Source organism: Gordonia sp. SL306 (genome assembly GCF_026625785.1).
In the GTDB taxonomy this organism is placed as follows: Bacteria; Actinomycetota; Actinomycetes; order Mycobacteriales; family Mycobacteriaceae; genus Gordonia.
In genome coordinates, this window is sequence record NZ_CP113063.1 from 441,627 (window position 1) to 456,707 (window position 15,081).

A 15,081-nucleotide genomic window follows, 5' to 3' on the forward strand; every position below is an offset into this window, starting at 1 on the left:
CGTCGGCGACACCGGATGAACACGACCCGAAACGGCGATGGCCCCCCGGCGTGTCGACATGACACGGCCCGGGGGGCCATCGCTGAAGTGATCAGGTCACTTGCGCTTCTTGACCTCTTCGGTCAGCTGCGGGGCGACGTTGAACAGGTCGCCCACGATGCCGTAATCGGCGATCTCGAAGATCGGCGCCTCTTCGTCCTTGTTGACGGCGATGATCGTCTTCGAGGTCTGCATGCCCGCGCGGTGCTGGATCGCACCGGAGATGCCGAGCGCGATGTAGAGCTGCGGCGACACGGTCTTGCCCGTCTGACCGACCTGGAACTGGCCCGGGTAGTAGCCGGAGTCCACCGCGGCGCGCGAGGCACCGACGGCAGCACCGAGCGAGTCGGCGAGATCCTCGACCACGGAGAACTTGTCCGCGCTGCCGACGCCACGTCCACCGGACACGACGATCGACGCCTCGGTCAGTTCCGGCCGATCGCCGCCGACGTTCGGCTCGACCTTGGTGATCTTCACGACGCCCTCGGCCTGGGCCGGGACCTCGACGTCGACGCGCTCGCCTGCGCCGGCCTGCGGGGCCGCCTCGACACCACCCGGACGCACCGAGAAGACCGGGGTGTCGCCCTTGGCCTTGGCGTCGACGGTGAACGCACCGCCGAAGATGGAGTGGATACCCACGCCACCCTCTTGCACGTCGATCACGTCGGCGAGCACGCCCGAGCCCAGGCGCACGCCCAGACGACCGGCGATCTCCTTGCCGTCGGCGGTGGCCGCGACCAGGATGCCCGCCGGGGAGGCCTGCTCGGCGATCGAAGCCAGGACATCGACCTGCGGGGTGACCAGGTAGCCCGCGGCGTCGTCGGACTCGGCGACGTAGACCTTCTCCGCACCGGCCTCCTTGAGGCCGTCGATGACACCGTCGGCCGATCCCGGCTTGCCGACGACAACCGCCGCAGGGGTGCCGAGGGCACGCGCAGCGGTGATCAGCTCGCTGGTGACCTTCTTGAGGGCGCCTTCGGCGTCCTGCTCCACGAGCACTAGTACTTCAGCCATGTTCTTATCTCCCTGAATGTCTCTTTTATCGCCAGTTGCTCTGAGTGACCGTCCGGACTAGATGATCTTCTGCGACACCAGGTATTCGGCGACCTTGGTGCCGCCGTCACCTTCGTCTGCGACGCGCTCACCGGCGGTCTTCGGCGGCTTCGGATTCGATGCGGTCACCTCGGTGCCTGCGTGCTCGAGACCCACGTCGGTGGCCTCGACATCGATCTCCGCGAGGGTGACGACCTGAACTTCCTTCTTCTTGGCGGCCATGATGCCCTTGAAGGACGGGAAGCGCGGCTCGTTGATCTTCTCGTTGACACTCACGATCGCCGGCAACTGCGCTTCGATGTGGAAGATGCCGTCGTCGGTCTCGCGCTCACCGGTGAGGGTCTCGCCCTCCAGGGTCAGCTTGCGCAGATGGGTGAGGTGCGGGAGTTCCAGGTACTCGGCGATCATCGCGGGGATCGCACCGACCCGTCCGTCGGTGGCCTCGTTGCCCGCGATGACCAGCTCGACACCCTCCACCGTGCCGAGGGCGCGCGCCAGCACGTACGCGGTCTGCACCGCATCCGAGCCGTGCAGCTGATCGTCCTTGATGTGGATGGCCTTGTCGGCGCCCATCGACAGCGCCTTGCGGATCGCCTCGGTCGCGCGCTCGGGACCGGCGGTCAGCACGGTCACCTCGCCACCGTCGGCCTCCTTGATCTTCAGGGCCTCTTCGACCGCGCGCTCGTTGATCTCGTCGAGAACGGCGTCAGCGGCTTCGCGATCCAGGGTGTAGTCACCGTCGGTAAGCTTGCGCTCGGACCATGTGTCGGGAACCTGCTTGATCAGAACGACAATGTTTGTCATGGGTCTGCGTCGACCTCCTGCGTCGGTTTCTCCCACCTTACTGCCGAGTAAGTTGGGTTCGGTCTCCCCCACTTTAGCGTTAGCTCGGTGAGCACAAAACATCGACTACCTCACATAACGCACCGCCTGGGGCAACCGACGAATCGTGGCCCACCGCGATACACGCGATGGGCCACGACAGCCGAGGGGTCGCCGGACCGGTCAGACGCCGACCAGCGAGTGCTCTGTCGACCGCTCGTCGGCCTCGATTTCACGGACGAGGGGCAGCACGCGCTTGCCGAAGTATTCGACCTCCTCCTGGAAGTGCAGGAACCCCCCGAGTATGAGGTCGACGCCGCGCTTCCGATAGGCCACGATGCGCTCGGCGATCTGGTCCGGGGTGCCGATCAGTCCGGTGCGGAATCCGTCGTTGTACTGGACGAGGTCCTCGAAGGAGGAGTCCGCCCACATCCCGGTGCCGGTGGAGGTGGAGTTGCCGGCCTGCTGGACGGCGTCCCGGAATCCCTCGACCGCGGGACGATTCGCCTTCTCCACGATCTCCCGCAGGGTGTCCCGGGCCTCCTTCTCGGTGTCCCGGGCGATGATGAAGCCGTTCAGCCCGAACTTCACCTCACGACCGACCTCTCGCGCGGACGCCTGGACGTCGATCAACTGCTCGGTCACCCCGTCGTAGTCCTTGCCGTTGGAGAAGTACCAGTCCGAGTGGCGACCGCCGTTGCGCCGCGCGGCCAGCGAGTTTCCGCCCTGGAAGATCTCCGGGTTCGGGCGCGCGGGGGTGTTCAGCGGCTTGGGCTTGAGCGTGAAGTCATGGATGCGGTAGAAATCGCCCCGGAAATCCACGTCGTCCTCGGTCCAGATCTTGCGCAGGACCTGCAGGAACTCCGCACTTCGCCGATACCGTTCGTCGTGCTCGAGCCATGGTTCGCCGAGGTGGGTGAACTCGTCCTTGAACCAGCCGCTCACCACGTTGACCGCGAAACGACCTCCCGAGAGCTGATCGGCAGTAGCACCGAGCTTCGCGAGCACCGCAGGCTGCCACAGGCCTGGATGGACCGCAGCGATCACCTTCAGGCGCTGGGTCGCCAGGAGCAGCGCAAGACTGAAACTCGTTGATTCATGCTGGAATTCAGCGCCGTAGCTGGCCTCGTAGCGGACTTGGGACAGCGCATACTCGAAGCCGTTCTCCTCGGCCGTCTGCGCCAGCCGCACGTTGTAGTCGTAGTCCCAGCTCGTCCGCTGTTCGATGTCGCTGGTGACGAGTCCGCCGCTCACATTGGGGACCCAGTAGGCGAACTTGATCTCGTCGGAAACCGATTCGGTGGTCATGGCAGTGGTCAATCCTCCTGATTGCGGGCACGACAAGGCCCACACCTGTTGTGTGTCAAGCGAAGTGGAGTTCGCGATGTCGTTCGCGGAGGCATCGGGCCGGCATCCGTCGCCTTGTCTGACCATGTCAGCATCCGGCGGTCGAGCAGGTCAACGATAGGTTCAGGATGAACCAAAGGAGCGCCCGGAGGCCGTTGGCCAGGTCGTCCGGGGAGAACACCCTCCGGTCGCCGTGACAGGGGGCACTAGTCTCGTGGGGATGAGCGAGTCACACGAGACCCTCGCGTTGACGGGCGAGCGAACCGTCCCTGGTATCGCCGAGGAGAACTACTGGTTCCGGCGGCACGAGATCGCCTACGCCCACGTCCTCGATCAGTGTTCTGGTGCGGAGGTGCTCGAGGCCGGCTCGGGCGAGGGATACGGGGCGGCGATGCTGGCCGCCCGGGCACGCTCGGTGACCTGCGTCGACTACGACACCAGCGCCGTCGAACACGCCCGGCGCAGGTACCCGGAGCTGACCGTCCACCACGGCAATCTGATCGACCTGCCACTCCCCGACCACTCCGTCGACATCGTGGTGAACTTCCAGGTCATCGAGCATCTCTGGGACCAGCCGGCATTCATCGCCGAATGCCGGCGCGTCCTGCGCCCGGGCGGACGGCTGTTCATCTCCACGCCGAACCGCATCACCTTCTCCCCAGGTCGCGACACCCCGCTCAACCCGTTCCACACCCGCGAACTCGACGCCGCCGAGATGACCGGCCTGCTCACCGACGGTGGGTTCGACGTGACGACGATGTCCGGGGTGTACCACGGCCCGCGGCTGGTCGCGCTCGACGAGAAGTGGGGTGGTTCGCTGATCGACGCCCAGATCGAGCGTGCGCTGGCAGGCGAACCGTGGCCGGACGACCTGTCGAGTGACGTCGCGGCGGTCGCCACCGACGACTTCACCGTCCTGGATCCGGCTCGGGACGGTGTCGACATCGACGCCAGCCTCGACCTCTTCGCCGTCGCCGTCCGACCCTGATCGGCGGCCGCCCCGATGACCCCCAGATCCGGTTCCGCCGTACCCGGCCGATTCACATTGGTCCTGCACTCCCATCTGCCATGGCTGGCCAACCACGGCCGATGGCCGGTCGGTGAGGAATGGCTGTATCAGTCCTGGGCCGGCTCCTATCTGCCGCTGTTCGCGATGTTGCGCCGGCTTGCCGACGACGGAGCACTGGATCAACTGTCGCTCGGCATCACGCCGGTCCTGGCCGCGCAGCTCGACGATCCGCACTGCGGCGCGTCGATGTACGAGTGGCTCGCCGACTGGCAACTCCGTGCGGTCGAGGCGGCGATCGCGCCGGACCTGTCGCGTCGCGCACTGGGCGGTCGCGAGTACCGCGCCGCGGCGGATGCGATGACCGAGTTCGAGACACAGTGGCGGCACGGCGCGAGCCCGCAGATCCGCGCACTCGCCTCGTCCGGCGTCGTGGAGATCCTGGGTGGCCCGCTGGCCCATCCCTTCGCGCCGCTCCTCGACCGCCGGCTGCGGCAGTTCTCGCTGGCCGAGGGGCTCGACGACGCGCGAGCACGGTGGGCGACTCGTCCGGCGGGCATCTGGGCCCCGGAATGTGCCTTCGACCCAGGCATGGAGACCGAGTACGCCGCGGCGGGCGTCGGCCATTTCATGGTGGACGGTCCGACGCTCAAGGGTGACACCGCACTCGGCAGGCCCGTCGGTGACACCGATGTCGTCGCGTTCGGCCGGGATCTGAGCATCAGCTACCGCGTGTGGTCGCCGAAGTCGGGATATCCGGGGCATGCCGCCTACCGCGACTTCCACACCTACGACCATGCCACCGGCCTGAAACCGGCCCGGGTCACCGGACGCGGCGTCTCGTCGGCCGACAAGAAGCCATACGACCCGGCGCGCGTGGACACCGTGATCGACCGTCACGTCGACGATTTCGTCGACCATGTGCGACGCAGACTCATCGACGAATCCGCACGACAGGGGCGTCCGGCGCTGGTGGTGGCTGCCTTCGACACCGAGTTGTTCGGCCATTGGTGGCACGAGGGTCCGATCTGGCTCGAACGCGTCCTGCGCCGGCTCCCCGAAGCGGGTGTCGAGGTCGGAACGCTCGCCTCCGCCCGACGAGACGGCTTCGTGGGTACACCGGTGGCGCTGGCGGCGTCGTCGTGGGGATCGGGCAAGGATTGGCGGGTGTGGAACGGCCCGCAGGTCGAACACCTCGTCACACTGAACGCCGAGGTCACCGAGACGGCACTCGAGGCGGTCGACAAGATCCTCGCCCCTGGGGTCGGTGGCGCGCCCGGCCACCCGGCCGGGCGCAACCGGGTGGCCGACCAGATCCTGCGCGAGACCCTGCTGACGGTGGCCTCCGACTGGCCGTTCATGGTCTCCAAGGACACCGCGGCCAACTACGCTGTGGACCGGGCACACAAACACGCGCACGCGACCCGCGAGATCTGCGACGCCGCACTCCGGGGACGGCACGACCTGGCGAACCGCCTCGCCGGCGACTGGGCGCGCGCCGACAATCTGTTCGCCGGGCTCGATGCGCGACGATTGCACACCAGGGATGCGGTCGACGAGGTCCGGGGATGACCGCGACGGGGGATGGCAGATGAGGATCTTGATCGTCTCGTGGGAGTACCCACCCGTGGTCGTCGGCGGCCTCGGCCGGCACGTACACCACCTTGCGACCGAACTCGCCGCCCAAGGACACGACATCGTGATGCTCACCCGCCGTCCGACCGGGACCGACGCGGTGAGTCATCCGACCACCGACACCCGTGTCGACGGTGTCCGGATCATCGCGGCGGCCGAGGATCCCCCGGAGTTCGAGTTCGGCCGCGACATGATGGCATGGACGTTGGCGATGGGCCATTCGTTCGTCCGGACCGGCCTGAGAGTTCTTGCCGGCGAACGTAATACACCGGAGCAGCAGCCCTGGGTGCCCGACGTCGTCCATGCCCACGACTGGCTCGTGGCGCATCCGGCGATCACGCTCGCCGAGTTCTTCGACGTTCCGCTGGTCTCGACCATCCACGCCACCGAGGCCGGCCGCCACAGTGGCTGGGTGAGCGGACCCACCAATCGGCAGGTGCACTCCGTGGAGTGGTGGCTGGCGAGCGAATCGGACTCGCTCATCACGTGCTCGGCGTCGATGCGCGACGAGGTCACACGACTCTTCGGACCCGACCTCCCGGACGTCTCGGTGATCCACAACGGGATCGATATCAGGACCTGGCCCTTCGCGCCACGACCGGTGCGTTCCGGCCCACCCGAACTGTTGTTCGCGGGGCGTCTCGAATACGAGAAGGGTGTGCAGGATCTGCTGGCCGCGCTCCCCCGCATCCGACGCACCCATCCCGGCACCACCCTGACCGTCGCCGGGACCGGCACACAACAGGACTGGCTGGTCGAACAGACCCGGCGCCACCGCGTGACCAAAGCCGTCCGGTTCCTCGGCGCCGTGGACCACCAGGGTCTGGTCGGTCTCATGCATCGATGCGCGGCCATCGTGCTGCCCAGTCGCTACGAGCCGTTCGGGATCGTCGCACTCGAGGCGGCCGCGACCGGTGCGCCGCTGGTGGTGTCGACGGCAGGCGGACTCGGCGAGGCGGTGACCGACACGACGACCGGACTCACCTTCGATCCGGGCGACGTCGCGGGCATTGCAACGGCAGTGCGCGCCGCGCTGGGCGACCCGGCGGCCGCCGCCACCCGCGCCGCCCGGGCACGCGATCGGCTCACCGAGGAGTTCTCGTGGAGTGAGGTCGCCGAGCGCACCGCAGGCGTCTATCTGGCCGCCAAACGCCGGGTTCGTCATCCGGTCGGACGACCGAGCATCCCGGAACGCCCCCTGCCGGAACGCGATCCTGGACAATCGGACTGACGTATCGCCCAGCGCGGGCATCAACCAGCGCCACCCAGAGGAGCCACCGACGTGCGCAGTCCGATCTTCGACCAGGTCAATCGAGAGAAGCAGAGCACCGAGCGGTGGACGATGCAGTCCGACAAGATGCTCCGGGTCGGATTCGGGCCGGAAGCGTTGGCCGCCAAGGGCGCGATGGTCGCCTATCAGGGCGAATTCGACTTCGCCCACGAAGGATCGGGCAGCGTGTCGAACTTCCTCAAGAAGGCGGTCACGAGCGAGGGCGGCCAACTCATGCGGGTGCGCGGCCAGGGCGAGGTGTTCTTCGCGCGCCGGAACAGCAACGTCTTCACCATCGACCTCGAAGGTGACTCCATCACCATCAACACCTCGAGCCTGCTGGCCTTCGACGCGTCACTCCAGTGGAAGATCACGTCGCTCGGCAACGCGGGCATGCTCGCCGGCGGGCTCTTCAACCTGACGTTGTCGGGGCAGGGCACCGTCGGCATCAGCAGCGACGGCCCGCCGATGCTCCTCGACTGCTCGGTGCAACCCACATTCGTCGACCCGCAGGCTGCGGTCTGCTGGTCGGCCGGCCTGACACCCGGCATCAAGAACGACTTCAAGCTCGGGTCGCTGATCGGTCGCGGTTCGGGCGAGTCGTTCCAGCTGTCGTTCCACGGTCCGGGGTTCGTCGTGGTGCAGCCCAGTGAGGGAGTCGCCGTCACGCCTGGGCGCTGAGCGGGGTCACCGCTCCCGCTCGGCCGCCGCCTTCTTCCGCTCGATGTCGGCGAGCGCACGTTCGAGCTCGGCTCGCTCCTCGGCGCTCGTGGCCCAATCGTCCTTGCGATTCTTCACCACCCGGGCCGGTGCCCCCACCGCGATCGAGAAGTCCGGGATGACACCTCTGACCACCGCGTGCGAACCGAGCACGCAGCCGCGGCCGACGATCGTGTTGCGCAACACCGACACCTTGGCCGCGACCCAGGTGTCCGGCCCGATCCGCACCGGGCCCTTCACGATGCCCTGGTCTTTGATGGGCAATGTGATGTCGTCCATCTTGTGGTCGAAATCGCAGATGTAGCACCAGTCTGCGATGAGGGTGGAGCCGCCGATCTCGAGATCGAGGTAGGAGTTGACGACGTTGTTGCAACCGAAAACGGTTTTGTCGCCGATCTTCAGACTGCCTTCATGGCAGCGGATCGAGTTACCGTCGCCGATGTGCACCCAGCGCCCGATCTCCATTCTCGACATCTGAGGCGTCGCATGGATCTCGACGTTGCGCCCCAGGAAGACCATGCCGCGCAGCACCACGTGGGGGTTGGCGATCCGAAAGCGCGCCAGGCGGTAGTACCGAACGAGATACCACGGCGAATAGGCCCGGTTGCGTACCACCCACCGCAGCGAATCACGGGTCAGAAACCGTGCCTGTGCTGGGTCTCGGCGCCGCCCCGCCGTCCACCGGGACCGATAGGAGGCATTCCACATCGTGGTCATGACGACAAACCCTAATCGACCCGAATTCCCGGCACGATAGGCTCTCTGCTGGCACGTCGTCCGACGGGGCAGATCGCGATGAGAACAGGAGCTTCGATGGCTGTGACGGCCGGTGGGCGTCGGGTTCCCCGTCGTGTTGGGACAACCTTCGCGGCGCTGCTGGTGACCGTCATCGCCGTCGTGGTGTCGGCCTGCTCGGACGGCGAGGTCGATGTCCGGTCGGTGGCCGGACCCGGGTGGTCGAGCTACGGCGGCAACGCCGCCAACTCGAACTTCTCCTATCCCGCCGTTCCCGACGACCTCGCGCTCAGCTGGACCCGCCCCACCGGCGGGCCGGTGACCGCACCGGTCACGATCTCCACCCAGTCCAACGTCGGCGTCACGTCGAACACGGCGAGCGGGTGCAATCTGCTGATCCTCGATCCGCACAGCGGCCGGAAGAATTTCTGCAAGCGGATGCGCCCGGGCATCGAGGTCAACTCGCTGCTGTCCGACCAGTTCGACCAGCCCTACGTCGGCGAGGAGACCACCTTCCTGGCGTTCAACGCAGGTGGTGCGATCCGGTGGCGGATGCCCGTGTTGGGAGTTCCGTTGTCGGCGAAGTTCGCCGCGCCGGGACAGGTCCTCGTCGCCACCACCCAGGGCCAGCTGCTCCTCATCGACAGCCAGACAAACGAACTCGTCGCACCTGAGGTGCGGCTGCGCGCCGATGCGAACCCCGACGACCCGACCTACGGCTTCGGCGAGTGCGTGACCAACGGCCCGCGCTGTGCAGTCCCCGCGCCGCCTGCGGTCGACGAGGCGCACGAGAGGTTCTTCCTCAACTACTGGCCGCAGGGTGCCATCGCATCGCAGGTGCGCGCGATGTCCTACGCCGAGCAGAACGGCGCACGCGTGATGCGCGAGGCCTGGCATGCCGACGTCCCCGGCGGTGTCGTCGGGTCGCCGACATTGTCCGCCGACGGCGCGTCGGTGTACGCCTTCAGTCGCCTCGGCAAGCTCGTGGCACTCGATGCGGCCACCGGCAAGACGCGGTGGACCTATGACAACGGCGGCTACGGCTTCGGCACCATGTCGGTGTCGCCGGACGGCCTGATCATCCCGACGGGAGTGCTCGGTGCCCCGCTGACCTTGCTGCGTGACCGTGGCGATCATGCCGAACAGGTGTGGCAGCGCAAGGATCTCGCATCGGTGAGCCTGTCCACTCTGACCGATCAGGGCACCGCATGGACCGTCCTCCGGGACAAGGGCAAGGACACCTTGTCGCTGGCCGAGGTGTCGACCGCCGACGGCTCGACGAAACGCACACTGCCACTTCCGGAATCGGGCGGATTCGCGACGGGTGTCGCCGTGTCGGCCAAGGGCCAGATCGCGACCGCGACGAACATCGGCAAGGTCTACTTCTTCGACAGCAAGTCCGAGATCGACTGATCTGCCACCGAATCCGTTCGGGCCGACCCCGGCATCCGTCCCTCAGAACCGGACGCCGGGTTCGCAGAGAAAACCGATCCCCTTGCGGCCGATACGGGTCAGGACGAGCGACAGGGGCCGGGAACCGCCGAGCTTCAACCGTTTGCGAAGCCGATCCGGGTCCACATCGAGTCCGCGGACCAAGATCTCGAGGCTTCCGCAGTCGTGGGCGGCAAGACGCTTGCGCAGTTCCTTCTCGGCGACACCGGTGGCCTCGATGACCCTAAAGCCTCGCTCCCCGGCCGGCACGTCGTCGCCGGTGAGGTAGGCGATCTGCGGGTCGAGCTGCCAGAGCCGGTGTCGGCGAGCGTAATTGCGGACCAGTCCGGCCCGCACGACCGCGCCGTCCGGGTCGACGATCCAACGCCCGACCTCCCCGACCGGCACCTGGTCGGCACCGTCGTCGACGACCTCATAGGTCGCCACCGAGCCGTCCGGACGGGACCGCAGGACGGTGGCGCGCCGATTCGGCTCACCATCACGTTCGGTCCACAGGCAGGCCTCGCGAACCGCCCCGTCGAGCGAGGTGATCTGCACCTGACCGTCGAATCCGAAGCGATCTCGGAGCATCCGGTAGTCCAGCCCCGGAGCGCATTTCACACCGATCGGTCGACCGGCGTAAGTGGTGAGCACATCGAGTAGCGGCGGCGTGAGCTGATCGAGCCGGAACACCCGTCCGGCCCCGGATCTGCGCGCCGGATCGGCGAGCACGACATCCGCGGTGGAGGTCGGGGTCAGGGCGTCGGCCCGGACGATCGTGGTCCGGCGGTCGGACAACGATCCGTTGTGGCGAGCCATGCGCAGACGCACCGGGTCGACGTCGCTGCCGAGTACACCCGAGATCCCTTCGTGCGCCGCGAGCTCCATGATCTCGGCGCCGATCGAACACGTGACGTCGTGCACCACCGCCCCCCCGAAGCGCTCGGCGATCTCGGCCGCACGGTGTCGGGCCACCGCACTGGCGGTCGCCTGTTGCAGCGCGTCGTCGGTGAACAACATGTCGTCGGCCGCGTGAAGTCTCGCGCGTCCTCGACGACGGCACAGCACCGTCTCGATCAGAGCGCCGTCGTATGAGCCGTACCGTCGGCGCAGCTCACCGATGTCGGCGAGCATCGACGCCGCCGAGAGGTCGAGCATCGAGGCGGAGTCGAGCGCCTCGATGCCCAGTGGCGTCTGCAAGAAGGCGACGTCGTCGAGTGTGAATCGGTACCCCATCGCCGATCATCCTTCCCGGCCGACGTCCGTTGCACGGACCCCGCGTTACGGCTTGGTGCCGGTGACGATCGCGTTGTAGAAGAACTTGGGCGGCACCACTTTCCGCAGGACCTTCTCGTCCAGCCAGGACAGCCGCTTCCATCCGTTGAACGCGAACATGGCCCAGCCCCAACCGAGTTTCGACGGCGGGACCGCCGCCTCGAAGGTCCGCACCGGCCACCCGAGCATGGCCGCGGCGAGTTCCTCGGTCGCGGTCTCCACGGTCGTCGCCCCCGCGGCGCGTGCCATGCGTTCGAGCTCGGCGGGATCGAAGGTGTGGATGTCGACGACGGCCTCGAGAGCAGCGGCGCGCGACGACTCGTCGAGCTCCTCCTGCGGACGCCGCCAGGACTGCAGCGGTCCGAGTTTGGTGATGTTGGTGGTCGCCGCCCAGGTCGCCCGGCTCATCCACCGGGCATAGAAATCGCCGATGGTCGTCGGTTCCCCGGCGAACACGAAGCGGCCACCCGGCTTGAGTACCCGCAACACCTCGCGCAACGCCTGCTCGACATCCGGGATGTGATGCAACACAGCGTGTCCGACGACGAGGTCGAAAGTGTTGTCGTCGTACGGGATCTTCTCGGCGTCCGCGACGCGACCGTCGACGTCGAGGCCGAGGTTCTCCGCATTTCGCAACGCGACCTTGACCATGCCTGGCGAGAGGTCGGTGACCGAGCCCTTCTCGGCCACACCGGACTGCATGAGGTTGAGCAGGAAGAACCCGGTGCCGCAGCCGAGTTCCATCGCACGCTCGTACGGCAGCGCGGCGTCCGACGCGACCGCGTCGAAACGTCCACGCGCATAGTCGATGCAGCGCTCGTCGTAGGAGATGGACCACTTGTCGTCGTAGGTCTCCGCCTCCCAGTCGTGGTAGAGCACCTGCGCGAGTTTGGTGTCCTCGAGGGCCGCCTTGACCTGCTCCTCGGTGGCGTGCGGATTCGGCTCCGGATCGGTTCCCGGCGTCACATTCGTGGTCATTCCTCGGCTACTTCCTCGTGGTCGGGGTGAATCGTGGTCGGGGTGAATCGCGGTCGGGGTGAATGGCGGTCGGGGGTCACTTGCCGGTGAACTGGGCCTTGCCCGGCCCGTTCTCGATGAAGGACTTCATCCCGACGGCACGGTCCTCGGTGGCGAACAGTGCCGCGAAGAGCTGTTCCTCGATCTTCAGACCGGTCGCGAGATCGACTCCGAGTCCCTGATCGACCGACTTCTTGCCGGCCGCGAGCGCGATGGACGCCGCATTGCGGAACTGCCCGGCCCACGTCAATGCCGCGTTGTACACCTCGTCGGGAGCCACGACCTCGTCGACCAGGCCGATGGCGAGCGCTTCCTCGGCGCCGACGAAGCGACCGGTGAAGATCATGTCCTTGGCCTTGGCCGGCCCGACCAGTCGGGCGAGCCGCTGGGTTCCGCCGCCACCGGGGATCACACCGAGCAGGATCTCGGGCACACCCAGTTTGGCGTTGTCCCCGGCGATGCGCCGGTCCGCGCCCAGGGCGACCTCCAGACCACCTCCGAGCGCGTACCCGGTGATCGCGGCGACCGTCGGCTTCGGGATGTCGGCGATGGAACCGAGAGCGGACTGCAGGCGACCGGCGACCTTGCTCATCTCCGCATAGGTCATGTCGTTCATCTCTTTGATGTCGGCGCCCGCGGCGAGCACCTTCGGTCCGCCGTAGATGACCACGGCCTTGATGTCGTCACGTACGGTCGCCTCCTCGGCGGCCGCGGCTAGTTCGGTCTGCACCTGCCGATTCAGCGCGTTCATCGGAGGACGATCGAGCCGGATGGTGCCCACGCCGGGATGATCATCAGATGTCTCGAGGGTGACGAACTCAGCCATGGTCGAAGGCTACCGTCTGCATTGCGTGTGCAGCCCCGCCGGGGGAGGTCACGGCTCTAGAGTTGGCTCATGGCGAAGGCCTCGGAAGCCGGTGAACCGGTCGAGCTGGAGGTGGGTGACCGGACGATCCGTCTGTCGAGCCCCGATCGTGTGTACTTCGCCGAACGCGGCGAGACGAAACGCGAGCTGGCCGAGTACTACCTCGCCGTGGGCGACGGGATCGTCCGCGCACTGCGTGATCGACCGTGCATGCTGCACCGGTTCCCGACGGGGGTCAGCGGGAAGAAGGTGCACCAGAAGCGGATCCCGGCCGGCGCACCCGATTGGCTCGAGACCGTCGAGATCTGGTTTCCGCGCTTCGGCCGCACCGCCGACGAACTCTGCGTCACCGAGCTGGGCAGCGTGATCTGGGCCGTCCAGATGTCGACGGTCGAGTTCCATCCGTGGAACTCGCGGCGCCTGGACCCCGAGTGCCCCGACGAATGGCGGATCGACCTCGATCCGATGCCGGACTGCCCGTTCTCCCGGATCCAGCGCGTCGCACACGTCGTCGAGGAAGTCCTCGACGAACTCGGCATCCGCGGTTTCCCCAAGACGTCGGGCGGACGGGGACTGCACATCTACGTGCGGATCGAACCGGAATGGGGCTTCCCGCAGGTGCGCAGCGCCGCGCTCGCCTTTGCACGTGAGGTCGAACGCCGCGCCCCTGCCGACGTCACGACGACCTGGTGGCGCAAGGACCGTGATCCGGCCGCCGTGTTCGTCGACTTCAACCAGAACACCCGCGATCACACCATGGCCTCGGCATACTCGGTGCGCGGCAATCCGCGCGCGACGGTCTCTGCACCCATCGACTGGGCCGAGATCGACGATGTGGCACCCGACGATTTCACCATCGCGACCATGCCTGCCCGGTTCGCCGAGATCGGCGATCTCCACCGTGAGATCGACGACGTCGCCCACCGGCTCGACACCCTGCTGGAATGGGCTGAGCGCGATGCCGTCACCATCGACGACGTCGATGCCGATGGAGTCGTCGACCTGGATTCCTGAGCGACCCGTGGTCAGCGACTGAGGCCGGGCACCTCGCGGTCGGCGACGACGGCGAAGTACCGATCCGATCCGGCGAACTTCAGACCGGCCAGCCCGGCGCCGGGCGTGACGGACGGTTCGATCGGCTCGATCACCCGATCAGCGGCCAGCAGTTCCGCGACCGAGGAGAACTCGGCCAGGTGGTTCAGCTGCGCCCAGGTCGGCGGGAGAAGCGTGTGCTCGTTCGCGATCCACGCGTCGAGGGCGGCACGCGGTGTCGCCCATGCGGTCACCTCGGCCTCGGTGGTCTTGCCGTCGGCCGTCTGTCCATCGGGCAGCGCGGCCAGGAAGAAGCGGGTGTCGTAACGACGCTTCTCGATGATCGGGGTGATCCAGTGGGCCAGCGGGCGCAGGAGATCTGCCCGCAGGCTCAGCCCCTCCGCGCGGAGGAAATCACCCAGCGACAGCGTCTTGTCGACGAGTTGGTCGCGATGGGACTCGTACGACTGCGGGTCGACCGGAGTGCCGTCGGGCCGGCTGGCCAGCAGCACGCCACATTCTTCGAAGGTCTCGCGGACCGCGGCACACACCAGCGCCTGCGCCGTCTTGGGGTCGGTGTGGAACGCGTCGGCCCACCACTGCGCGTCTGGCCCGGTCCAGTCGATGTCGGCGTCCGCGTCGCGCGGATCAACCCCGCCACCGGGAAAGACGGTCACCCCGCCCGCGAATGCCATCTGCTTCACCCGGCGCTGCAGGAAGACCTCGACACCGTCCCCCGAGTCACGAACCAGCACCACCGTCGCCGCCCCACGCAGTGGGGCCGGTTCGGTTGCCGTCGGTTCCGGGGCAGATGGGCTCATGGCAGACACTCCT

General features: G+C 67.2%; 14 protein-coding genes. 6 read left to right on the plus strand and 8 right to left on the minus strand.

Annotated elements, in window-relative coordinates; translation table 11 throughout:
* Positions 1-96: 96 nt before the first annotated feature.
* From OVA31_RS02075 to sfnG, 3 genes are all read right to left on the minus strand, one after another.
* Positions 97-1,053, minus strand: a complete 957-nt coding sequence (locus OVA31_RS02075) for an electron transfer flavoprotein subunit alpha/FixB family protein (RefSeq protein WP_267629475.1) — start codon at positions 1,051-1,053, stop codon at positions 97-99.
* A gap of 57 nt (positions 1,054-1,110) precedes the next feature.
* Positions 1,111-1,896 (minus strand): electron transfer flavoprotein subunit beta/FixA family protein, encoded by a 786-nt coding sequence (locus OVA31_RS02080; RefSeq protein WP_267629476.1) that lies wholly within the window; start codon positions 1,894-1,896, stop codon positions 1,111-1,113.
* Positions 1,897-2,097: 201 nt separating this feature from the next.
* Complete coding sequence (gene sfnG / locus OVA31_RS02085; RefSeq protein WP_267629477.1) at positions 2,098-3,222, minus strand: dimethylsulfone monooxygenase SfnG; 1,125 nt, start codon at positions 3,220-3,222, stop codon at positions 2,098-2,100.
* A gap of 259 nt (positions 3,223-3,481) precedes the next feature.
* Here sfnG and OVA31_RS02090 point away from each other — a divergent pair, with 259 nt between their 5' ends.
* Genes OVA31_RS02090 through OVA31_RS02105 form a run of 4 tightly spaced genes read left to right on the plus strand, consistent with a single transcriptional unit; the run spans position 3,482 to position 7,853 of the window.
* A complete protein-coding gene (locus OVA31_RS02090) occupies positions 3,482-4,249 on the plus strand; it encodes a class I SAM-dependent methyltransferase (protein WP_267629478.1) in 768 nt (255 codons plus the stop codon).
* A gap of 15 nt (positions 4,250-4,264) precedes the next feature.
* Positions 4,265-5,839, plus strand: a complete 1,575-nt coding sequence (locus OVA31_RS02095) for a glycoside hydrolase family 57 protein (protein ID WP_267629479.1) — start codon at positions 4,265-4,267, stop codon at positions 5,837-5,839.
* Positions 5,840-5,858: 19 nt separating this feature from the next.
* Positions 5,859-7,133 carry a glycosyltransferase family 4 protein gene (locus OVA31_RS02100; protein ID WP_267629480.1) on the plus strand — a complete coding sequence of 425 codons (1,275 nt, stop codon included), beginning with the start codon at positions 5,859-5,861 and terminating at the stop codon, positions 7,131-7,133.
* 51 nt (positions 7,134-7,184) lie between these two features.
* A complete protein-coding gene (locus OVA31_RS02105; protein WP_267629481.1) occupies positions 7,185-7,853 on the plus strand; it encodes an AIM24 family protein in 669 nt (222 codons plus the stop codon).
* A gap of 6 nt (positions 7,854-7,859) precedes the next feature.
* Here the strand turns inward: OVA31_RS02105 and OVA31_RS02110 are convergent, their stop codons facing one another.
* Positions 7,860-8,609 carry an acyltransferase gene (locus OVA31_RS02110; RefSeq protein ID WP_267629482.1) on the minus strand — a complete coding sequence of 250 codons (750 nt, stop codon included), beginning with the start codon at positions 8,607-8,609 and terminating at the stop codon, positions 7,860-7,862.
* A gap of 96 nt (positions 8,610-8,705) precedes the next feature.
* On the opposite strand from OVA31_RS02110, the gene OVA31_RS02115 reads away from it, so the two are divergent.
* Positions 8,706-10,040, plus strand: a complete 1,335-nt coding sequence (locus OVA31_RS02115) for a PQQ-binding-like beta-propeller repeat protein (RefSeq protein WP_267629483.1) — start codon at positions 8,706-8,708, stop codon at positions 10,038-10,040.
* Positions 10,041-10,082: 42 nt separating this feature from the next.
* Here the strand turns inward: OVA31_RS02115 and OVA31_RS02120 are convergent, their stop codons facing one another.
* The 3 genes from OVA31_RS02120 to OVA31_RS02130 all read right to left on the minus strand — a co-directional run bounded on the left by OVA31_RS02120 (position 10,083) and on the right by OVA31_RS02130 (position 13,176).
* The gene (locus OVA31_RS02120) at positions 10,083-11,294 is read right to left on the minus strand and encodes a THUMP-like domain-containing protein (RefSeq protein ID WP_267629484.1); all 1,212 of its coding nucleotides are present in this window, start codon (positions 11,292-11,294) and stop codon (positions 10,083-10,085) included.
* A 45-nt stretch (positions 11,295-11,339) separates the two neighbouring features.
* Positions 11,340-12,311 carry a class I SAM-dependent methyltransferase gene (locus OVA31_RS02125; RefSeq protein ID WP_267629485.1) on the minus strand — a complete coding sequence of 324 codons (972 nt, stop codon included), beginning with the start codon at positions 12,309-12,311 and terminating at the stop codon, positions 11,340-11,342.
* A gap of 76 nt (positions 12,312-12,387) precedes the next feature.
* Positions 12,388-13,176, minus strand: a complete 789-nt coding sequence (locus OVA31_RS02130) for an enoyl-CoA hydratase/isomerase family protein (RefSeq protein WP_267629486.1) — start codon at positions 13,174-13,176, stop codon at positions 12,388-12,390.
* Between the two features lie 69 nt (positions 13,177-13,245).
* On the opposite strand from OVA31_RS02130, the gene ligD reads away from it, so the two are divergent.
* Positions 13,246-14,229 (plus strand): non-homologous end-joining DNA ligase, encoded by a 984-nt coding sequence (ligD, locus tag OVA31_RS02135; protein WP_267629487.1) that lies wholly within the window; start codon positions 13,246-13,248, stop codon positions 14,227-14,229.
* Positions 14,230-14,240: 11 nt separating this feature from the next.
* Here the strand turns inward: ligD and OVA31_RS02140 are convergent, their stop codons facing one another.
* Positions 14,241-15,068 carry an NUDIX hydrolase gene (locus OVA31_RS02140; protein ID WP_267629488.1) on the minus strand — a complete coding sequence of 276 codons (828 nt, stop codon included), beginning with the start codon at positions 15,066-15,068 and terminating at the stop codon, positions 14,241-14,243.
* Between the last annotated feature and the right edge of the window lie 13 nt (positions 15,069-15,081).

What these genes read in the sequence shown, in the direction of transcription:
- sfnG (WP_267629477.1), bottom strand. Translation starts at nt 3,222, where the DNA reads ATGACCACCGAATCGGTTTCCGACGAGATCAAGTTCGCCTACTGGGTC.
- ligD (WP_267629487.1), top strand. Translation starts at nt 13,246, where the DNA reads ATGGCGAAGGCCTCGGAAGCCGGTGAACCGGTCGAGCTGGAGGTGGGT.
- OVA31_RS02095 (WP_267629479.1), top strand. Translation starts at nt 4,265, where the DNA reads ATGACCCCCAGATCCGGTTCCGCCGTACCCGGCCGATTCACATTGGTC.
- OVA31_RS02130 (WP_267629486.1), bottom strand. Translation starts at nt 13,176, where the DNA reads ATGGCTGAGTTCGTCACCCTCGAGACATCTGATGATCATCCCGGCGTG.
- OVA31_RS02080 (WP_267629476.1), bottom strand. Translation starts at nt 1,896, where the DNA reads ATGACAAACATTGTCGTTCTGATCAAGCAGGTTCCCGACACATGGTCC.
- OVA31_RS02120 (WP_267629484.1), bottom strand. Translation starts at nt 11,294, where the DNA reads ATGGGGTACCGATTCACACTCGACGACGTCGCCTTCTTGCAGACGCCA.
- OVA31_RS02115 (WP_267629483.1), top strand. Translation starts at nt 8,706, where the DNA reads ATGGCTGTGACGGCCGGTGGGCGTCGGGTTCCCCGTCGTGTTGGGACA.
- OVA31_RS02125 (WP_267629485.1), bottom strand. Translation starts at nt 12,311, where the DNA reads ATGACCACGAATGTGACGCCGGGAACCGATCCGGAGCCGAATCCGCAC.
- OVA31_RS02140 (WP_267629488.1), bottom strand. Translation starts at nt 15,068, where the DNA reads ATGAGCCCATCTGCCCCGGAACCGACGGCAACCGAACCGGCCCCACTG.
- OVA31_RS02075 (WP_267629475.1), bottom strand. Translation starts at nt 1,053, where the DNA reads ATGGCTGAAGTACTAGTGCTCGTGGAGCAGGACGCCGAAGGCGCCCTC.
- OVA31_RS02090 (WP_267629478.1), top strand. Translation starts at nt 3,482, where the DNA reads ATGAGCGAGTCACACGAGACCCTCGCGTTGACGGGCGAGCGAACCGTC.
- OVA31_RS02100 (WP_267629480.1), top strand. Translation starts at nt 5,859, where the DNA reads ATGAGGATCTTGATCGTCTCGTGGGAGTACCCACCCGTGGTCGTCGGC.
- OVA31_RS02110 (WP_267629482.1), bottom strand. Translation starts at nt 8,609, where the DNA reads ATGACCACGATGTGGAATGCCTCCTATCGGTCCCGGTGGACGGCGGGG.